Raw genomic sequence first — 16514 nt, 5'->3', positions numbered from 1 at the left:
TTTCGTTTCGGCTGGTAATGACCGCGCGTTAGGGTAGTTCGGTGGGCGAACGATCTCAGCAGGAATTGGGTGTCAGCTTCGGCGTCGGCGCGTACCTGTGCTGGGGGTTGTTCCCGGCGTTCTTCGGGTTGCTCGCCTTCGCCAGTGCGGGGGAGGTGCTGGCCGAACGGATTCTGTGGACGCTGGTGGTGGCGCTGGCGCTGCTGGCGGTATCGGGGCGGATCGGCGAGCTGCGGAGGATCGACGGCCGGACCTGGCGGCTGGCGTTCGTGGCGTCGGCGGCGCTGTCGATGAACTGGGGTGTGTACGTCTACGGCGTGATCTCGCACCAGGTGGTGGAGTGCGCGCTGGGGTATTTCATCAATCCGCTGGTCACGGTGGCGTTCGGGGTGCTGATCTTCCGCGAGCGATTGCGCCGGATCCAGTGGGCGGCACTGGGTTTGGGTGCGGCGGCCGTGGTGGTGCTGACCGTCGACTACGGGCGGCCACCGTGGATCGCCTTGATTCTGGCCTGCTCGTTCGCCACCTACGGCCTGGTCAAGAAGGTGATCAAGCTCGACGCGCTGCCCGGCCTGGCGGCCGAGGGATTGGCGGCCGCGCCGTTCGCGCTCATCGCGGTGATCGCCTTCGCGGTGACCGGCAATGCCACCTTCGGATCCAGTGCCTCGCATACCGCGCTGTTGATGTCCGCCGGGCCGGTCACGCTGGTGCCGCTGCTGCTCTTCGCGCTGGCCGCCCAGCGAGTTCCCTTGTCCACCATGGGAATCCTGCAATACCTGACGCCCGCGCTCCAGCTCACCTGGGGCGTGGCGGTGGTGCACGAATCCATGCCGGCCTCGCGCTGGGCCGGGTTCGCCCTGATCTGGCTGGCGCTGGGCGTGTTCACCTTCGATGCCGTGCGGCGGTCGAGGCGCGCACAGGTGCCGGTCGCCGTCCCGGAACAGCCGTGAACCGCGCACCCCTCATCAGATGCGCGGTTCCCGGGACTCAGGGTTGTTCGACGCCCTGGGCGCTCTCGACGAACCGGTTGGTGTAGGTGGCGTCCAGGTCGATGCGGTCGCGGACCGGTTTCACATTGCGTGAGTACTGGCCCAGGATGCGCAGGACGTTCTCCGCCCCTTCGCGTTTCATCAGGCCGTCGCCGTTGAACATGCTGATGGAATCGCGCACCGACTTCACGTACAGGTCGGGGTTGCCGCCCGCGTACTGCGACGGCATCTTGGCGGCGATCTCCTCGGGGGAGTGCTGCTTGATCCATCGCAGCGTCTGCACGAAAGCGGTGGCCAGCTTCTGCACGATATCGGGATGGGATTCCACCGTCTCGCAACGCATGTAGAGCGAGGCCGCGGGGTAGAGGCCGCCGAGCGCCTTGCGGGTGCCCTCCTCGTTGCGCATATCGATCAGGACCTCGGCCTCGCCCGAGCTGACCATCTTGGCCACGGTCGGGTCGGTGGTCATGCCCGCGTCGATGCCGTCATGGTTCATGCCCGCGATGAAGGTCTGTCCCGCACCGACTTTCACCCGGGTGTAGTCGGAGGTGCTCAAGCCCGCCTGACCGGCCAGGCCCTGGGTGAGGAAGTCGGTGGAGGAACCGAGCGAGGTAACGCCCAGATTCCGGCCCTTGAAGTCCGCGGGCGATTTGATGGCCGCCGCGTCCTGTTTCGACACCAGTTCGACCTCGCCCGGCACATCGGCGAATTGCACGACGGTCCGGATGCACTGATCCTTGGCCTGGAGGTCGATGGTGTGGTCGTAGAACCCCACCACCGCCTGCACATCGCCGGTGAGCAGCGCGGTTTCGGCGTTCGCGCCGGACTGTTCGCCCAGCAGCTGCACGTCGATGTCATTGCGTTCGAAATTGCCGAGTTGCTGGGTGAGCATGGCGGGCAGGTAGATGACCTTCTCCAAGCCGCCGACCATGATGGTGATCTGCGGCCGCCCGTTCTGCACCGGAATCGCGCGGGAGTCCCGGCAGCCGGTGGTGATCAGCAGGGTGGAGACGGCGAGGGCGATCAGCGCGAAAGGCTTGCGATACTTCATGCCTCACACCCCGTGACCCGAACCGGACTGCGACGGACGCCATTTCAGCAGGCGGTTCTCCGCGATGCCGATCAGCCACTCCGCCACCAGCGCCACCACCGTGATGATGATCATGCCCGCGTAGATGCCGGCCGCGTCGAAGGTGCCCTGCGCATTGGAGATGAGCAGGCCCAAACCCTTGCTGGCGCCGGCGTATTCACCGACCACCGCGCCGATCAGCGCGAAACCGAAGGCGGTGTGCAGCGAGGACAGGATCCAGGTGGTGGCCGACGGCAGCACGATGGTGCCCAGGATCTGGGTGCGGTTCGCGCCCAGGATGCGCGCATTGTTGATGACATTGCCGTCGACCTCACGCGCGCCGGTGAAGGCGTTGAAGAACACCGCGAAGAACACCAGCACCACCACCGTGGCCACCTTGGAGCTGAGCCCCAGGCCGAACCAGATGATGAACAGCGAGGCCAGCACGATACGCGGAACCGCGTTGAGCGCCTTGATGAACGGGGCGAGCACATCGGCCCAGTAGCGCGAGCGGCCCAGCAGGACGCCCAGCACGATGCCGGCCACGGTGCCGATCACGAAGCCCAGCACGGCCTCCTGCACGGTGGTGTACAGCTGCAACCAGATGGAACCGAATTGCGTTCCCTCGGTGAACCATTCGACCAGGCGATCCCAGATCAGCGACGGCTTGGAGTAGAAGAACGGATCGATCCACAGCGAGGCGGTCAGCTCCCACGAGCCCAGCCACAATGCCACCAGCAGGGCGCGCAGACCCCAGGTGCGGGCCTTGGCCCTGCGGGCGCTGTTGCGCACCCGCGCCAGGATCTGCTCCTCGGTCTCGACCTCGAATTCCGGTGCGCTCTTCGCGGTTTCGGACATCACCTCAAGCGACACGGGAGGCTCCCTTCTTGCGCGCCGCATCGACCTGATCGCGCAGCGTCTCCCAGATTTCCTTGTAGAGGTCGCGGAATTCCTCGGTCAGCCGCACCTCTTCGACATCGCGCGGGCGTTCGAGGGTGACCGTGAAGTCGCCGCACACGGTGGCCGGGCTCGCGGTCATCACCACCACGCGGTCGGCCAGCACGATGGCCTCCTCCAGATCGTGGGTCACGAAGATGACGGCCGCGCCGGTGCCGGACCACACACGCAGCAACTCGTCCTGCATGAGCTGGCGGGTCTGCACGTCGAGGGCGCTGAAGGGCTCGTCCATGAGGATGATCTCGGGCTCGTTGACCAGGGTCTGCGCCAGCGCGACGCGCTTGCGCATGCCGCCCGAGAGCTGATGCGGGTAGTACTTCTCGAACCCGGCCAGGCCGACCTTGGCCACCCACTCCTGGGCGCGTTCGCGGGCCTCGCCCTTGCCCTTGCCGCGGAAACGCGGGCCCAGCGCGACATTGTCGATGACGGTGCGCCAGGGCAGCACGGCGTCCTGCTGGAACATGTAGCCGACGCCGTCCGGGATACCGCGAACGTCCTTGCCGTGCACCAGGGTGCGCCCGGCCGAGGCCGGTTCCAGGCCGGAGACCAGCGACAGCGTGGTCGACTTGCCGCAGCCGGTCGGCCCGACCACCGCGACGAATTCGCCCGGCGCCACGGTGAAGTTCAGATCCCGCACCGCGGTGTGAATGCCACCGCCGGTGCCCGGGAAGCGCTTCGTCGCGCCTCTCAGTTCGATGAGCGGAGAGCCGCTCTCGATGCGTGGGGAGTTCATTGACAGCTCCTGTTGTCCTGCGCCGCACGGGGGTGACGTGCGACCGATGCAGGTACGTTAAGTGCCCTGGGTCACATGACCGGAGCTTGTGCGCACAACCCGCGCAAGCGGCAATAGCGGCATTGTGCGCATTGTGCTCACGCACTCTGCTTACACTGACCCGATGAGCGTGTTCGGCCGCCGCGCGTTTCCCGTGCGGTTGCGGACACAGATCGTGCTGCTACAGGTGGTCCTCGTCGCACTGACCCTGGGCATTGCGTTCGGGGTGTTCGCCTACGTCGGCAACCAGCGCTTGTCCGGGGAATACGGGCAACGGGCGCTGGCCGTCGCGCGTACCGTCGCCTCCGATCCGGAGGTCCGCGCCGAGGTCTCCCGCTACTCCGAAGCAACCCTCGTATCCGGTCCCGACCTGACCGCCGAACTCGCCGCCGGCGAAGTCCAGCAGATCGCCGACGCGGCCCGCGGGCGCACCGACGCCCTCTTCGTCGTCATCACCGACGACGCCGGCATCCGCCTCGCCCACCCCGACCGGACCCGCCTCGGCGAACGCGTCAGCACCGACCCCTCCCAGGCCCTCGCCGGCTCCGAGGTGATGATCCGCGAACGCGGCACCCTCGGCGAATCGGTCCGCGCCAAGGTCCCCATCCTCCGGCCCAACGGTGAACAAGTGGTCGGCGAAGTCAGCGTCGGCATCTCCACCGAAGCCGTCCACGAACAACTCGTCCGCGACCTCCGCCGCGCCGGACTCCTGGTCGGCCTCGCCCTGCTCGCCGGGGTAGCGGGCTCCCTGCTGCTGGCCCGCCGCTGGCACGGACTCACCCTCGGCCTGGAACCCCGGGAACTGGCCGAACTGGTCCGCGAACAAGACGCCGTCCTGCACGGCATCGGCGAAGGCGTGGTCGCCGCCGACCACCGCTGGCGCGTCACCGTCGTCAATGACGAGGCCCGCCGCCTGCTCGGCCTCGCCGCAGACGTCTCCGGCGGTATCGGTGAGATCCCGGGCCGCCCGATCGACGAAATCGGTCTGACTCCCCGTGTGCTGCAAGTCTTCCGGGCCGCCGACGGGGTGCCGGTGCAGGCCACCGTCGGCGACCGCATCGTGGTCGTCACCGCCCGCACCGTCCGCCGCGACGACCGTGACCTGGGTGCCGTCCTGTCCGTCCGCGACCGCACCGACATCGAATCGCTGACCCGCCAACTGGATGCCGTCCGCTCCATGAGCACCGTCCTGCGCGCCCAGCGTCACGAGTTCGCCAACCGCCTCCACCTGCTCAACGGCCTCCTGCACGACGACCGCCCTTCCGAAGCCGCGCAATATATTTCGGAGCTGCTGGGCTCCGGCCCGCTCGGCGCCGCCCTCCCCGGCACGGACGCCGTTCACGACCCCTATCTGCAAGCCTTCCTCGCGGCCAAAGCGGCGCACGCCCGCGAAAGCGGCGTACGGCTCCGCCTCGGTCCCAACACCTGGGTCGACGCCACCCTCGTTCTCCCGGTGGATGTCACCACCGTCCTGGGCAACCTCATCGACAATGCGATAGAAGCCGCTCGCCTCGGCCCGCCCCCGCACGAAGTGGAAGTCGAACTCCTCCAAGAAGATTCGACCCTGCATATAGCGGTGGCCGACAGCGGCGCGGGCGTCCCGGCCGACCTGGCGGATGCCATCTTCACCGAGGGCGTCTCGACCCGGCCCGGTCCCGGCGTCCCGGGCGGGCGCGGCGTGGGCCTGGCCCTCTCCCGGCAGATCGCCCGCGCCCTCGGCGGCGATGTCCGCCTTGCTCACCCCGGCGGTGCCGGCCTCGCCGCCGAGGCGCTGCCGGGGGCTGAGTTCATCGCACGACTACCGGGGGTCTTGGTGGAAGGAGAAGCGGCGTGGGCCGAACGGATCTGACGGTGCTGGTGGTCGATGACGACTTCCGGGTGGCGAACTTGCATGCCGGAATCGTCACGGCGCTACCGGGTTTCACCGTCGGCGGGACCGCGAACACGCTGGCGGCTGCCCGGGAACTGCTGAGCGGCACCGACGTCGACCTGGCCCTGGTGGATGTCTATCTGCCGGACGGCAACGGCATCGACCTGGTTCGGGAAATGCGTTGCGACGCCATCATGCTCACCGCGGCCACCGAAGCCGAGACGGTGCGCGCGGCGCTGTCGGCCGGGGCGCTCGGCTACCTGGTGAAGCCCTTCGATCACGCCACCCTCGCTGCCCGGCTGGCCGGATATGCCCGCTACCGCCGCATCCTCTCCGCCGCGGAGGTCACCCCGCGCGACGTGGACGCCGCACTCGAAGCGCTACGCCCGGCGGCCGCCACCACCGCTCCCGGTGCCACCGCGACGGCCGCCTCGCCGACCAAAACCCTGGTGCTGGAAGCGATCCGGGCCGCCACCGCTCCGCTCTCCGCCGCCGAGGTAGCCGCCGCCACCGGCATGTCCCGCGCCACCGCCCAGCGCCACCTGGCCGTCCTGGTCGGCTCCGGCGAGCTCCGCATGCAACTGCGCTACGGCAGCACCGGCCGCCCCGAACAGGAATACTCGCCGGGCCGCCGGCCCGCCTAGCCGCACAGGGTCAAGGGGCGGCGGCGCCGAAGGGGTTGTCGATCAGATAGCGCCACCGGCCGTCCGGGGAGCGGCGGGCCACGTCTGTCGCGGTGCCTTCGATATGGGTGGGGGTGCCGTCGGGAGCGATGCCTTCGATGGTCCAGTCGACGATGAGCAGCGCTATGTCGTCGGCTACGTAGGTGTGGCGCGGGCGGACGGTGATGGGAAGGCCGAGGGAGAGGAATTCGGCTGTGGCAGCACCGAGAGCGGGGCCGGTGACGGGCGTTCCGGGGTGGGGGACGAAGACGGCGGCGGGGTCGTAGACGGCTGCTACCGCGGCGGGGTCACCGGTGTTGAAGGCGGCGGCGAAGACATGAGGGTGGTGAGCGGGATCGGTGGTGAGGGAAGGGGCGGCGGGGGTTTCGGGGTTGGAGTTGGTGTGCATACGGCGAGTGAAGCGGGGCGCGAGGTGAGTTACCAAACGGAAACTCATGGTGAGCAGCGGGTTTGGGATGCGGAGCTGGTGCCGGGGGAGCGCGGGCGGACGGATCGGCCGGAGGCGGGGTGTCCGGTCGAGGTGGCGCTGGCGGCGGTGGCCGGACGCTGGACGACGCTGGTGCTGCGCGAGTTGATGCACGGGGAGATGTCGTTCGGGGCACTGCGGGAGCGGCTTTCGGTGATCAGCGCGAAGGTGCTGACCGAGCGGTTGCGGGTGCTGGAGCAGCGCGGGCTGGTGACGCACACCCGGGTGGCCGGGTTTCCGCCGCGGTCGGAGTATCGGCTGACGGCAGCGGGAGAAGCATTGCGGCCCTTGCTGATCGAGCTGTACCGGACCGGGACGGTGATCAGCGAGCTGTCGGAGTAGCGGTCGCGGATACCGGGCGCGGGGACGGTTCGCGCATGACGAAGCGCACGGTGTCGCGAAGCCAGATGTGGGCGGGGTCGGCGTCTTGACGCGGGTGCCAGGCCATGGCGAAGGGCAGGGCCGGGAGATCGAAGGGCAGGGGGAAGGTGGTGAGGCCGAATTGTTCGGCGACATGGCTCAGCCGTTGCGGAATGTGCCCGATCAGGTCGCTGCCGTGCAGCAGGAACAGGGCCGAAGTGAAGGTGCTGGTGGTGGCGGCCACCGTGCGGCGCAGGCCGCGCCGCTCCAGTTCGGTGTCGACCGGGCTGTGCGAGCGGCCGCGCCGGGAGACGATCAAATGCCGTGCCCGGGCGAAACTTTCGGCGGTCACCGGCTCGGCGAGCAGGGGGTGACCCGGGCGGGCCAGCCCGACCATGTGATCGTCGAAGAGCGGCTCGGTGAGGATTTCCGGTGCGCGCGTGTCGATTATGCCGACCTCGAGATCGGCCGCACCCTCGCGCAGTACCGGCAGGTCGATATGGCTCTCCTGGAGGAAACCCAGGCGCAGTCCGGGCGCTTCGGCCGCCGCGCGGGCGAGCAGCGCCGGACCGTAGGCGGCGGCGATCACATCGGGCACGAGCAGGGTCATGCCCCGCACCAGCGTGCGCAGATCGGTGTTGCCCGCCGCGGCGAACAGCGCCTGCACGCGCTCGACGAGCTCCCGCACCTCGGCCTCGATGGCCAGCGCGTGCGGCGTCGGGGTCATGGTCCGCCCGGCGCGCACCAGCACCGGATCGCCCAGCGCCTTGCGGATGCGGCCCAGCGCTCGGCTCACGGCGGGTTCGGACAGCCGCAATCGCTCGGCCGCGCCCGTCACGCTGCGCTCCGCCAGCAGGGCGTCCAGCGCCACCAGCAGGTTCAGGTCCAGATTGCGCGGCGTCCCGTTCGATTGCGTCTCATGCATTTAATAGTTACCTAACTTGCATTTGAGTAATTCCTGTGCGCACTTTACCGTCGAACACGTCGCGACACCGATAGCCACCATGACGTTTCCGTCAGGAGTTCTCTGTGTCTTCCCTGTCTCCGGGCGCGGCTCGAACCGCCGTCGCCCCATCCGAAACCGCACCACCGCAACGTATTCCGCGGATCATCGTGCTCACCCTGTGCGCCTGCGTGGCGCTGGCGCAGAGCATGGTGGCCGCCATCAACCTGGCCATCCCGGTATTGACCCGGTCCGGCCTGCATCCCAGCGGCGAACAGCTGCTGTGGACGGTCGACGCCTACGTCATCGTGTTCGCCGGGCTGCTCATCCCGGCCGGCGCCCTCGGTGACCGCTACGGACGTAAGGGCGCGCTGCTGACCGGCTTGGCCGTATTCATGCTCGGCGCGACGATGAGCGCGCTCGCCCCGAACATGGCGGTACTCATCACCGGGCGAGCCGTCTCCGGTGCGGGTGCGGCGTTCATCATGCCCGCCACCATGGCGATCCTGGTGTCCCTCGCCCCCGATGCGATGGCGCGCGGCAAGGCGCTGGCCGCTTGGACCTTGGCCGTGGGATCGGGTGGCGCGCTGGGCAATATCGGTGGCGGCCTGTTGCAGCAGTACCTGCCGTGGCGGGCGCTGTTCTGGTCGGTGGTGCCACTGGCCGCGCTGCTGGCGCTCGCCGTCGCCCGGTGCACGCCGCGTACTCCCCGCCGCACGGCTTCCCCGGACCCGATCGGCGCGGTGCTGCTGACCCTCGGGGCGACCGCGATCCTCTACGGCATCATCGAAGGACCCGCGCGTGGCTGGGCCGCCCCCGAGGTGCTGGCCGGATTCGCGCTCGGCGTGCTCCTGCTGGCGGTGCTCACCGCCTACCTGTTGCGCGCGAAGTATCCGCTCGTGGATCCGCGCGTGTTCCGTTCCCGCCCATTGCGTATCGCCCTGCTGGGCACCGCGACGAGCTTCTTCGGCCTCTTCGCGCTGTTCTTCGTGAACGCCCAATATCTCCAGTACGCCAAGGGATTCTCCCCGGCGCTCACCGGCCTGGCCCTCATCCCGCTCACCCTGGGCATGATGTTCGTGCCGCGTTACGCGATTCGCGTCCAGATGCGTTATGGCGCAGCGCTTCCGGCTGCCGGTGGCCTGGCCCTGATCGGCCTCGGCCTGCTGGCGGTGGCGACCGCCGACGCGAACACCCCGTATCCGCTGTACGCCGTTTACCTGGTCGTGCTCTCCGCCGGTATGGGTTTCTGCGCACCGGTGCTCACCACCGGCGTGATCGCCGCCCTGCCCGCCGAACAATCCGGGATGGGCGCCGGATTGAACACCGCCGCAAGGGAATTCGGCGCGGCCCTGGGCGTCGCTGTGATCGGCACCGCCCTGACCGGCAGCGCCCACGACACCCCGGACACCGCCGCGTTCACCGACGCCATGGGGACCGGCCTCGCCCTGGTCGGTGTGCTGGTGCTGCTGGCCGCCGCCACCGTGGCGGTCGGCTATCGCACCGCGCGAGCGTGAAATCGCCTCGGCGGCACCGGATGTCGCGCCGTCACCAGCGCGGCCCGGTGCGGCGTCAGCGTGCCGCCGGGAACCGCTGCCCGATCCACTCCGTCACATAACTCAGCACCTGCGGATCGATGGTGGTCTCGATCCCGGCGTACTCGTCGGGCGTCCCCTTGCCGGCGGGCTGCATCAAATGATTCAACCCGTCGAAGACCTGCACCGTCGCATCCGGATCCGCCGCCAGCAGCGTCCGCGCCGGGCCTTCGTTCTGCGCGGCGGGCACCTGGAGATCCTTGCTCCCGTAAAACGCGAGCACCGGAATTCGCAAGGCGGACAGGGCCGGAGCCGGATCGTAGGTGAACAGCGCCGACGAGTACTGGGTGACCATGGCGTCGATCTCCTCGTCGGAGACGCGTTCCTCGGCGGGCAGCGCGTCATTGTGCTCGTGCGCGAACCGCTTCGCCGCGTCGAGATCGCCGGTGCGGAAGATATTGGTCAGCCCGGACAGGAACCCGACCTGCTCGCTGATCTTCTCCGAGCTCGCGCCCTGCGCCCGCAGGATCAGCCGATTCTGCTCCAGCACCACCTCCGAGCCCGGCACCGACGGCCCGGCCATCAGGATCGCGAACGCCACCCCGCTGTCCGGCCGGGACGCGTACAGCGGCGCGAGGTAGCCGCCTTCGCTGTGGCCGAGCAATCCGATTCGCGCGGTATCGATTTCGGATCGGCCGCGCAGGAATTTCACGCTCTCACCCACATCGTCGGCGAGCGCCTGGTAGCCGGAGTGGTCGAGGTTTCCGCCGGTGCCGCCGACGCCCCGGTCGTCGGTCCGCAGTACGGCGTACCCGGCGCGGGTCAGCGTATCGGCGAGCAGCAGGAAGGGTTTGTGCCCCAGCAGGCTCTCATTGCGGTCCTGCGCGCCGCTGCCGGTGATCAGCACCACGGCCGGGAAGGGTCCGCCGGTGTTCGGTTCGGTGAGCGTGCCCGCGATGGTGATATCCCCGCTCGGGTAGCTGACGTCCTCGGACTTGTACGGCCACGGCGGTTTCGGCTCCTGCGGGCGGACCGGTCCCTCCACCTTTCCGCGGGTGAGGTTCAGCGTGAACTGCTGACCGGCCTGCGTGAAATCGCCTTTGATGCTGTCGGAGGATTTGTCGTAGGTTCCCCGATACGACGCCTCCCCGCCGCCCGCGGAGAACCCCCAGGCCACCGCGTCTTCGTCGGTCCGCACCCCGGTCAGGGTCTTGGCCGAGATCCCTTGCAGCGGAATGTCGATGGTGCCCTTGCCGTCATTGGCGAAGCTGACCCCCACCGGCAGCGGATGCTCGGGTATCTCGATGGTGCCGTGCCAATCGCCGGTCAGCGGCGCGGGCGCCGCCTCCTGGCCGGAGCGCGAGCAGCCCGCGGCCACCAGGGCGACGATGACGAACACGACGGGCAATAGCGACCGCAAAGTACGCACCAGCCCAGCCTACGCGCGCTGTGACGCCCGCCACAGGATGGTTGGCGGAGCGGGCGGGCATTCGCTAACTTCGATCCGGTGGCGGTGCTCCTGTCGGCCGACTTGTACCGGTCCAGGGTCGGGATCGCCACGGACACAGGAGAAATCCGATAACTATTCAGTTCAACCACACCATTGTCGGCTGTAACGACAACCGGGAATCCGCCCGATTCTGGGGCGACATCCTCGGATTGGAGGTGGGGGAGCAATGGGGTCCGTTCATTCCGGTCAAGGTGGCGAATGACGTGACCTTCGACTTCGCGAATGTTCCCCCCGATCTTCCCGGTGGCATTCAGCCGCAGCACTACGCCTTCCTGGTCTCGGAGGCCGAATTCGATTCGGGCTACGCGAAGATCCAGGAGCGCGGGCTCACCTATTGGGCGGACCCGCGTGGCCAGGCGGAAGGGCAGATCAACCACAATGACGGCGGGCGCGGCATCTACTTCCGCGATCCCGCCGGTCATTACCTGGAGATGATCACCGTCCCGTATGGCGGGTGGCCCGAGTAGCCACGGTCAGGGCGTGACCGCCACGCCCAGGGACAGCGCGCCGTAGGGTTTCGGCGTGTGCTTCTCGTAGAAGGCGTCGAGGTCGCGGATTTCGAATCCCGCGGCCTCGACCAGCCCGCGAATATCGCGATTCAAATGACAGCCGCCGGCCAGCGCCTTCTGAATCGGATTCAAGCGGCGCTGCCAGGTCCGGACCTCGGCATCGGGTGCGCGCCCGTGCTCGACGAAATGAAAAGTGCCGCCGGGAACCAATACTCGCCGGATTTCCGCGAGCGCCGCCTCGACATCGGGAATGGTGCACAGCGTCCAGGTGGACAGCGCCGAATCGAACGAATCGTCCTCGAACGGCAGCGACCGGCCGTCCAGCCCGGCCCGTTCCACCGGAACCGTAGCCGCCGCGACCCGCTCGGCCGCCATCTTCCAGCCCAGGTCGGCGGGCTCGACCGCGCTCACCGACCGCACCTGCGCCGGATAGAACGGCACATTGCGCCCGGAGCCGAAACCGATCTCCACCACGCGCCCGTGCAGTCCGGCGCAGGTCCGCTCGCGCGTCGGATCGAGGAATCGGGATCCGCATGCCAGGTCGACGAGGTGCGGCAGCACCCGGTCTTCGTATATGCCCACGTACCCATCATGCCCGTGTTTCACACCGCCGTCGGCATAACGCTCCCGTCACCGATCGGACATCCGGAATAACCTCTCGGACAACGGGAATAACGCCGACGCGCGAATCATTGCCCCCGGGGCGAACGGACTCGTACCGTGGAACCCGTGAGCAATGACGCTTCCTCCCCCGGGTCAGCCGGGCTACCCGCCGGTGTCGGCGGGTACGCCGCCGCCGAATTCGGGCCGCTGGTACGTACTTTCGCGCGACGGATGGGCGGCCGGCCCGGATCGGGGGGCGCGGTCACGGTGCATCGGCACGGTGAGACGCTCGCCGAGATCTGGGTGGGGGAGCGGTCGGCCGATACCGCCTGGACCGCCGATACCGGTTCCGTCGTCTTCTCCGCCACCAAGGGCGTCGCGGCCACGGTCATCCACCGGCTCGCGGACCGAGGTCTGCTCGACTACGACGCCCCCGTCGCCGCCTACTGGCCGGAGTTCGCGGCGGGCGGCAAGGAACGCATCACGGTCAGGCAGGTGCTGACCCATCGCGCCGGGCTCTCCGGGTTGCCGTCGATCGCCCGCGGCCTGGACGATGTGCTCGATCACCGGCTGATGGAAGCCAACCTCGCCGCCGCGAAACCCGATCGCCTGCTGGGCGTTCCGGCCTATCACGCCTTGACTTTCGGCTGGCTGCTGGCCGGTCTGGCGCGCGCGATCACCGGCCGCGGCATGGCCGAACTGTTCCGCACCGAGGTGGCCGAACCGCTCGGCACCGACGGCATCCATCTGGGCCGTCCGCCGGCCGGCTCCTCCACGGTCGCCGCCAACCTGTTCGGCAACCGGCTCGCCCCGGTGGGCAGCACCTACACCTCGATGTTCCTGGGCCGCGCCTACGGTTTCCCGGCGGTATTCGGCACGCTGGCCCGCTGCCTGTTCCTGCCCGGCCTGGAGGGTCTGGTGGACGGTGACGAACCGCCGGTGCTCGATACCGAGATGCCTGCCGGGAACGGTGTCTGCACCGCGTCCGGCCTGGCCACCCTCTACGGCGCGATCGCGAACGGCGGCATGCACAACGGCCACCGCTACCTCTCGCCCCGCACCGTCAAAGCGATGCGCCGCATCGAGACCTACCAGCTCGATCACGCCCTCGGCTACGCGCCGATGATGTGGCATCTCGGCTACCACTCGCTGCCGATTCCCGGCGCGCGCGGCGGCTTCGGCCATATCGGCCTGGGCGGTTCGCTCGGCTGGGCCGACCCCGCCTCCGGCATCTCGATCGGTTTCGTACACAACCGGCTCAGCATGGGCGCGCTGGTCAACGAGCAACTCGCGTCGGCATGGGTGCTGCCGCTGGCGGTCCGGGGCGCGCACGCCGTACGCCGTACCGCCAACCTTGTCCCGGTGCGAGAAGTGGCTTGACCGGAAGACGCAGCGCCCGGCCGTATTTCGGCCGGGCGCTGTGCCGTGCAAAGCCCGCGCATCCGCTACCGGTACGCGAGCGCCTGCCGGATCAATGCGCGAGCACCCTCGCCGGTCACGGATTGCCCGGCCAGAATGTCGAACGCGCGACCGTACTGGGCAATCTCTCGTGGTTGGGTGACCGTCAGCTCCGCCGTCACGGTTTCGATCATGACTCTGGCTTTGTCGAACATGGTGAAGTTCGTCATCGATACCCGGTACGGCGACTCGGCCGGAACTATGCCGAGCACAACTCTCGGCATGCCTAGGACGGCCAGCAGCCGGTCGAGTTGCCCGACCATGGCGCGGTCGTCGCCTACCGTGGTCCGTAAAGCCTGCTCCGCGATGACGAAGTGGAACCGATGATTCCGTCGATACAGAATCTGTTGGCGTTCCATGCGTTTGGACACGCCTTCGTCGATGTCATTGGGTATCTGCTGGAATTCGATGACGCGCCGAAGCACACCTTCGGCGTATTCCGCCGTCTGGAGCAGACCCGGAATCAGGAACGGGTGGTATACCCGCATGACTTCGGTGCCGGCCTCCAGCTTGATCGACGCTTGTTGCCGCCGTTTGGTTCCGGTGCCGAGCACGCGCCGCCATTCGAGCCAGGCGGCTTCGATGTTGCGCAGGGTGGCGATCAGGTCGGGCAGCTGAGTTTCGGAACCGGTCAGGGCACACCAGGTCCGGACGTCGTCGTCGGTGGGTCTGGTCTTGCCGTACTCGATCTTCGAAACCTTGGTTTGATGCCATCCCGCGCGGCGGGCCAGCTCGGTGCCGGTCAGGCCCGCATCGAGGCGAAGCTCTCGAAGTCTGACGCCGAGAGCCTCTTTGGCCTGCTCGAGCGAACTCGTCACGGTTCGCAATATTCCGACAGCGGGACGGCCCGAGCCCAAACTCGTTCTTTTACCGCGCGGATGTACTCGATGATCCGAGGGTCGCTGGTCACCGCGCCACCGACCCAACGTCCATATTCTCCGGGCTCGAAGACCGTGAAAGCGACAACCGTGTCATCGAAGATCCACCAGTCATCGGTGGTCAAGTCGCCAGCGTCGATCAGGTGGCGCGACAGGTACCGCACATCTTCGCCGGCCTCCGCATTGAGGCGGGCAACATGTTTCGCGTATCGGGTGTAGTCGTTGTGAGGGGTGGAAACGACTCGTGCCCGATTCACCGCCACCCCGCGGGCGACCGATTCCCGTACATGGTTCAGCCACGGCTGGAACCATGCATAGTCCTCCGGCTTTCCAGCGAGGAATCGTACGAGCGGTGGATAGTCCGGAGGGTAGTAGTCGTCCCTGACCTCGAGGTGGAACGCTTCGCGCCGCGCTGCGCGGAACAGGTCGTTGAACGCCTCACCCTGCACTAGTTGCATTGCCGTAGAACGTCCTTCCTAGCTTCGGCACTTCCACACAGGTCTCGTCAGGGTAGATGTCCATCTGCCCGAGGGCCTCGGGGTCTGTGACCGGAGCTCCGGACAAGGTGAAGGTTCCACGTCCGGTGATAGATCTTGATCTCTCGCGGTTGGGTGATCGTCAGCTCCGGTTGACGTACTCCGGGTACGGGCCGGCCACCGACCAGAACCGCGTTTTCAGCTCACGACAGTAAGCGGCAAGGTGGGGATCGGTGGTCATCGCGCCCGACCAACCCCCGTGTTGCCCGAACGCGGAGAAGATCACCAGCTCGTCATCGAACAACCAGAAGTCATCCGGTCGCACCGTAGAACGTCCTCTCTCGCTTCGGAACCACGATCGCAGTCTCATCTTCGGCGATATCCAGTTGGCTCAGCGTCGCCTCATCGGTGACCGGCTGCCCGGTCAGAGTGAAAGTGCCGCGGCCCGTGTCGGTTCGCGGCTGTTCAGCTTCCCCGGCGGAATGCTCGAGCTTCATGGAGTGGCTGGGTTGGTAGGCCGCGAGACAGGGTGGTAATGCGTTATAAGACAACGGCTTCGGGATATCTGCGGACTGATGTATCCGGTATCGCCCAGCTTTGGGATGAACAGCGGATCAGGCGGGTGGCCGAGCGGTACGGCTACGACTTCTCCGGCATGGTCGTCTACGACCCCAAGTTCGGGCGGCCGCCGCTGGCGCGGCTGCGGGCGCAGGCGATTCGGCTGGATGCCGAAGCGGTCATTGTTCCTGGCCCGCAGCACTTCGCCGCCGGGGAGATTCCGGCGGCGCTGGTGAAGCAACTCGATGTGATCACGGTGAGGCCCGAGAACACGTATGCCCGGTGGGCGTCAGCGGCGGGCGATGGATTCGAAGACGGTGGGGTCCACCAGGGTTGAGGTGTCGCCCAGTTCGCGGCCTTCGGCCACGTCGCGGAGCAGGCGGCGCATGATCTTGCCGGAGCGGGTCTTCGGGAGTTCGGGGACGATGTGGATATCGCGGGGGCGGGCGATGGGGGAGATCTCGCGGGAGACTTCGGCTTTCAGTTCGGCGATGAGGGCCGCGCCGGTGTCGGTGGCCTCGGCGGTGAGGATCACGAAGGCGACGATGCCCTGGCCGGTGGTGGCGTCGGACGCGCCCACCACGGCGGCCTCGGCCACGCCGGAGTGGCCGACGAGCGCGGATTCCACCTCGGCGGTGGAGATGCGGTGGCCGGAGACGTTCATGACGTCGTCGACGCGGCCCATCACCCAGAGATCGCCGTCGGTATCGAGGCGGGCGCCGTCTCCGGCGAAATACCAGCCGGCGGAGGCGAATCTATCCCAGTAGGTTTCCTGGAAACGTTGCATATCGCCCCAGATGCCGCGCGCCATGGCGGGCCAGGGCTGGTCCAGGACCAGCAGGCCGTCGGCGTCCTTGTCGCCCAGGTCGTTTCCGTCC

General features: G+C 67.9%; 20 protein-coding genes. 8 read left to right on the top strand and 12 right to left on the bottom strand.

Annotated features, from left to right (window positions below; translation table 11 throughout):
• Nucleotides 1–41 precede the first annotated feature (41 nt).
• Entirely contained in the window at nt 42–950 is a 909-nt protein-coding gene (gene rarD / locus NI1_RS34560) for an EamA family transporter RarD (protein WP_067829965.1), read from the top strand.
• A 37-nt stretch (nt 951–987) separates the two neighbouring features.
• Here rarD and NI1_RS34555 read toward each other — a convergent pair whose 3' ends face one another.
• Genes NI1_RS34555 through NI1_RS34545 form a run of 3 tightly spaced genes read right to left on the bottom strand, consistent with a single transcriptional unit; the run spans nt 988 to nt 3748 of the window.
• A complete protein-coding gene (locus NI1_RS34555; RefSeq protein ID WP_067829962.1) occupies nt 988–2040 on the bottom strand; it encodes an ABC transporter substrate-binding protein in 1053 nt (350 codons plus the stop codon).
• A gap of 3 nt (nt 2041–2043) precedes the next feature.
• Nucleotides 2044–2931, bottom strand: a complete 888-nt coding sequence (locus tag NI1_RS34550) for an ABC transporter permease (protein WP_067829959.1) — start codon at nt 2929–2931, stop codon at nt 2044–2046.
• Nucleotides 2921–3748, bottom strand: a complete 828-nt coding sequence (locus NI1_RS34545; protein WP_067829956.1) for an ABC transporter ATP-binding protein — start codon at nt 3746–3748, stop codon at nt 2921–2923. The genes NI1_RS34550 and NI1_RS34545 overlap by 11 nt, the downstream gene beginning before the upstream one ends.
• Before the next feature lie 163 nt (nt 3749–3911).
• Here NI1_RS34545 and NI1_RS34540 point away from each other — a divergent pair, with 163 nt between their 5' ends.
• Both NI1_RS34540 and NI1_RS34535 read left to right on the top strand, forming a co-directional pair.
• Nucleotides 3912–5636 carry an ATP-binding protein gene (locus tag NI1_RS34540; protein WP_245663555.1) on the top strand — a complete coding sequence of 575 codons (1725 nt, stop codon included), beginning with the start codon at nt 3912–3914 and terminating at the stop codon, nt 5634–5636.
• Complete coding sequence (locus NI1_RS34535) at nt 5618–6301, top strand: response regulator (protein WP_067829951.1); 684 nt, start codon at nt 5618–5620, stop codon at nt 6299–6301. Before NI1_RS34540 ends, NI1_RS34535 begins: the two co-directional genes overlap by 19 nt.
• Before the next feature lie 10 nt (nt 6302–6311).
• Here NI1_RS34535 and NI1_RS34530 read toward each other — a convergent pair whose 3' ends face one another.
• Entirely contained in the window at nt 6312–6728 is a 417-nt protein-coding gene (locus tag NI1_RS34530) for a YybH family protein (RefSeq protein ID WP_067829948.1), read from the bottom strand.
• On the opposite strand from NI1_RS34530, the gene NI1_RS34525 reads away from it, so the two are divergent.
• Nucleotides 6723–7148, top strand: a complete 426-nt coding sequence (locus NI1_RS34525) for a winged helix-turn-helix transcriptional regulator (protein ID WP_245663554.1) — start codon at nt 6723–6725, stop codon at nt 7146–7148. The genes NI1_RS34530 and NI1_RS34525 overlap by 6 nt on opposite strands.
• On the opposite strand, the gene NI1_RS34520 is transcribed toward NI1_RS34525, so the two are convergent.
• Nucleotides 7129–8091 (bottom strand): LysR family transcriptional regulator, encoded by a 963-nt coding sequence (locus tag NI1_RS34520; RefSeq protein ID WP_067829945.1) that lies wholly within the window; start codon nt 8089–8091, stop codon nt 7129–7131. The genes NI1_RS34525 and NI1_RS34520 overlap by 20 nt on opposite strands.
• Before the next feature lie 104 nt (nt 8092–8195).
• Here NI1_RS34520 and NI1_RS34515 point away from each other — a divergent pair, with 104 nt between their 5' ends.
• Nucleotides 8196–9626, top strand: coding sequence for an MFS transporter (locus NI1_RS34515; RefSeq protein WP_067829943.1), 1431 nt, complete (start codon nt 8196–8198; stop codon nt 9624–9626).
• A gap of 55 nt (nt 9627–9681) precedes the next feature.
• Here the strand turns inward: NI1_RS34515 and NI1_RS34510 are convergent, their stop codons facing one another.
• Complete coding sequence (locus tag NI1_RS34510; RefSeq protein WP_067829940.1) at nt 9682–11073, bottom strand: alpha/beta hydrolase family protein; 1392 nt, start codon at nt 11071–11073, stop codon at nt 9682–9684.
• Nucleotides 11074–11222: 149 nt separating this feature from the next.
• On the opposite strand from NI1_RS34510, the gene NI1_RS34505 reads away from it, so the two are divergent.
• Nucleotides 11223–11621, top strand: coding sequence for a VOC family protein (locus NI1_RS34505; protein ID WP_067829937.1), 399 nt, complete (start codon nt 11223–11225; stop codon nt 11619–11621).
• Between the two features lie 6 nt (nt 11622–11627).
• Here NI1_RS34505 and NI1_RS34500 read toward each other — a convergent pair whose 3' ends face one another.
• Nucleotides 11628–12245, bottom strand: a complete 618-nt coding sequence (locus NI1_RS34500) for a class I SAM-dependent methyltransferase (protein ID WP_067830369.1) — start codon at nt 12243–12245, stop codon at nt 11628–11630.
• A 147-nt stretch (nt 12246–12392) separates the two neighbouring features.
• Between NI1_RS34500 and NI1_RS34495 the strand changes: the two genes are divergently transcribed.
• Nucleotides 12393–13646, top strand: coding sequence for a serine hydrolase domain-containing protein (locus tag NI1_RS34495; RefSeq protein ID WP_067830366.1), 1254 nt, complete (start codon nt 12393–12395; stop codon nt 13644–13646).
• Nucleotides 13647–13711: 65 nt separating this feature from the next.
• Here NI1_RS34495 and NI1_RS34490 read toward each other — a convergent pair whose 3' ends face one another.
• From NI1_RS34490 to NI1_RS34475, 4 genes are all read right to left on the bottom strand, one after another.
• Nucleotides 13712–14542 carry a helix-turn-helix domain-containing protein gene (locus tag NI1_RS34490; RefSeq protein ID WP_067829934.1) on the bottom strand — a complete coding sequence of 277 codons (831 nt, stop codon included), beginning with the start codon at nt 14540–14542 and terminating at the stop codon, nt 13712–13714.
• Complete coding sequence (locus NI1_RS34485; RefSeq protein WP_067829930.1) at nt 14539–15060, bottom strand: DUF6879 family protein; 522 nt, start codon at nt 15058–15060, stop codon at nt 14539–14541. Before NI1_RS34485 ends, NI1_RS34490 begins: the two co-directional genes overlap by 4 nt.
• Before the next feature lie 160 nt (nt 15061–15220).
• Nucleotides 15221–15448 (bottom strand): DUF6879 family protein, encoded by a 228-nt coding sequence (locus NI1_RS40200; protein ID WP_369690162.1) that lies wholly within the window; start codon nt 15446–15448, stop codon nt 15221–15223.
• Nucleotides 15390–15575 (bottom strand): hypothetical protein, encoded by a 186-nt coding sequence (locus tag NI1_RS34475; RefSeq protein WP_067829922.1) that lies wholly within the window; start codon nt 15573–15575, stop codon nt 15390–15392. The genes NI1_RS40200 and NI1_RS34475 overlap by 59 nt, the downstream gene beginning before the upstream one ends.
• Before the next feature lie 38 nt (nt 15576–15613).
• On the opposite strand from NI1_RS34475, the gene NI1_RS34470 reads away from it, so the two are divergent.
• Entirely contained in the window at nt 15614–15973 is a 360-nt protein-coding gene (locus NI1_RS34470; protein WP_067829918.1) for a hypothetical protein, read from the top strand.
• Here the strand turns inward: NI1_RS34470 and NI1_RS34465 are convergent.
• A partial coding sequence (locus NI1_RS34465; RefSeq protein WP_157535501.1) for an AMP-binding enzyme occupies nt 15926–16514 on the bottom strand: 589 nt, incomplete at its 5' end. The two genes, NI1_RS34470 and NI1_RS34465, sit on opposite strands and share 48 nt — an antisense overlap.

It is taken from the genome of Nocardia inohanensis NBRC 100128 (assembly GCF_001612945.1).
Taxonomy (GTDB): domain Bacteria; phylum Actinomycetota; class Actinomycetes; order Mycobacteriales; family Mycobacteriaceae; genus Nocardia; species Nocardia inohanensis.
Note: the sequence above shows the minus strand (reverse complement) of the source record. Positions and strands in the feature narration are given on the sequence as shown.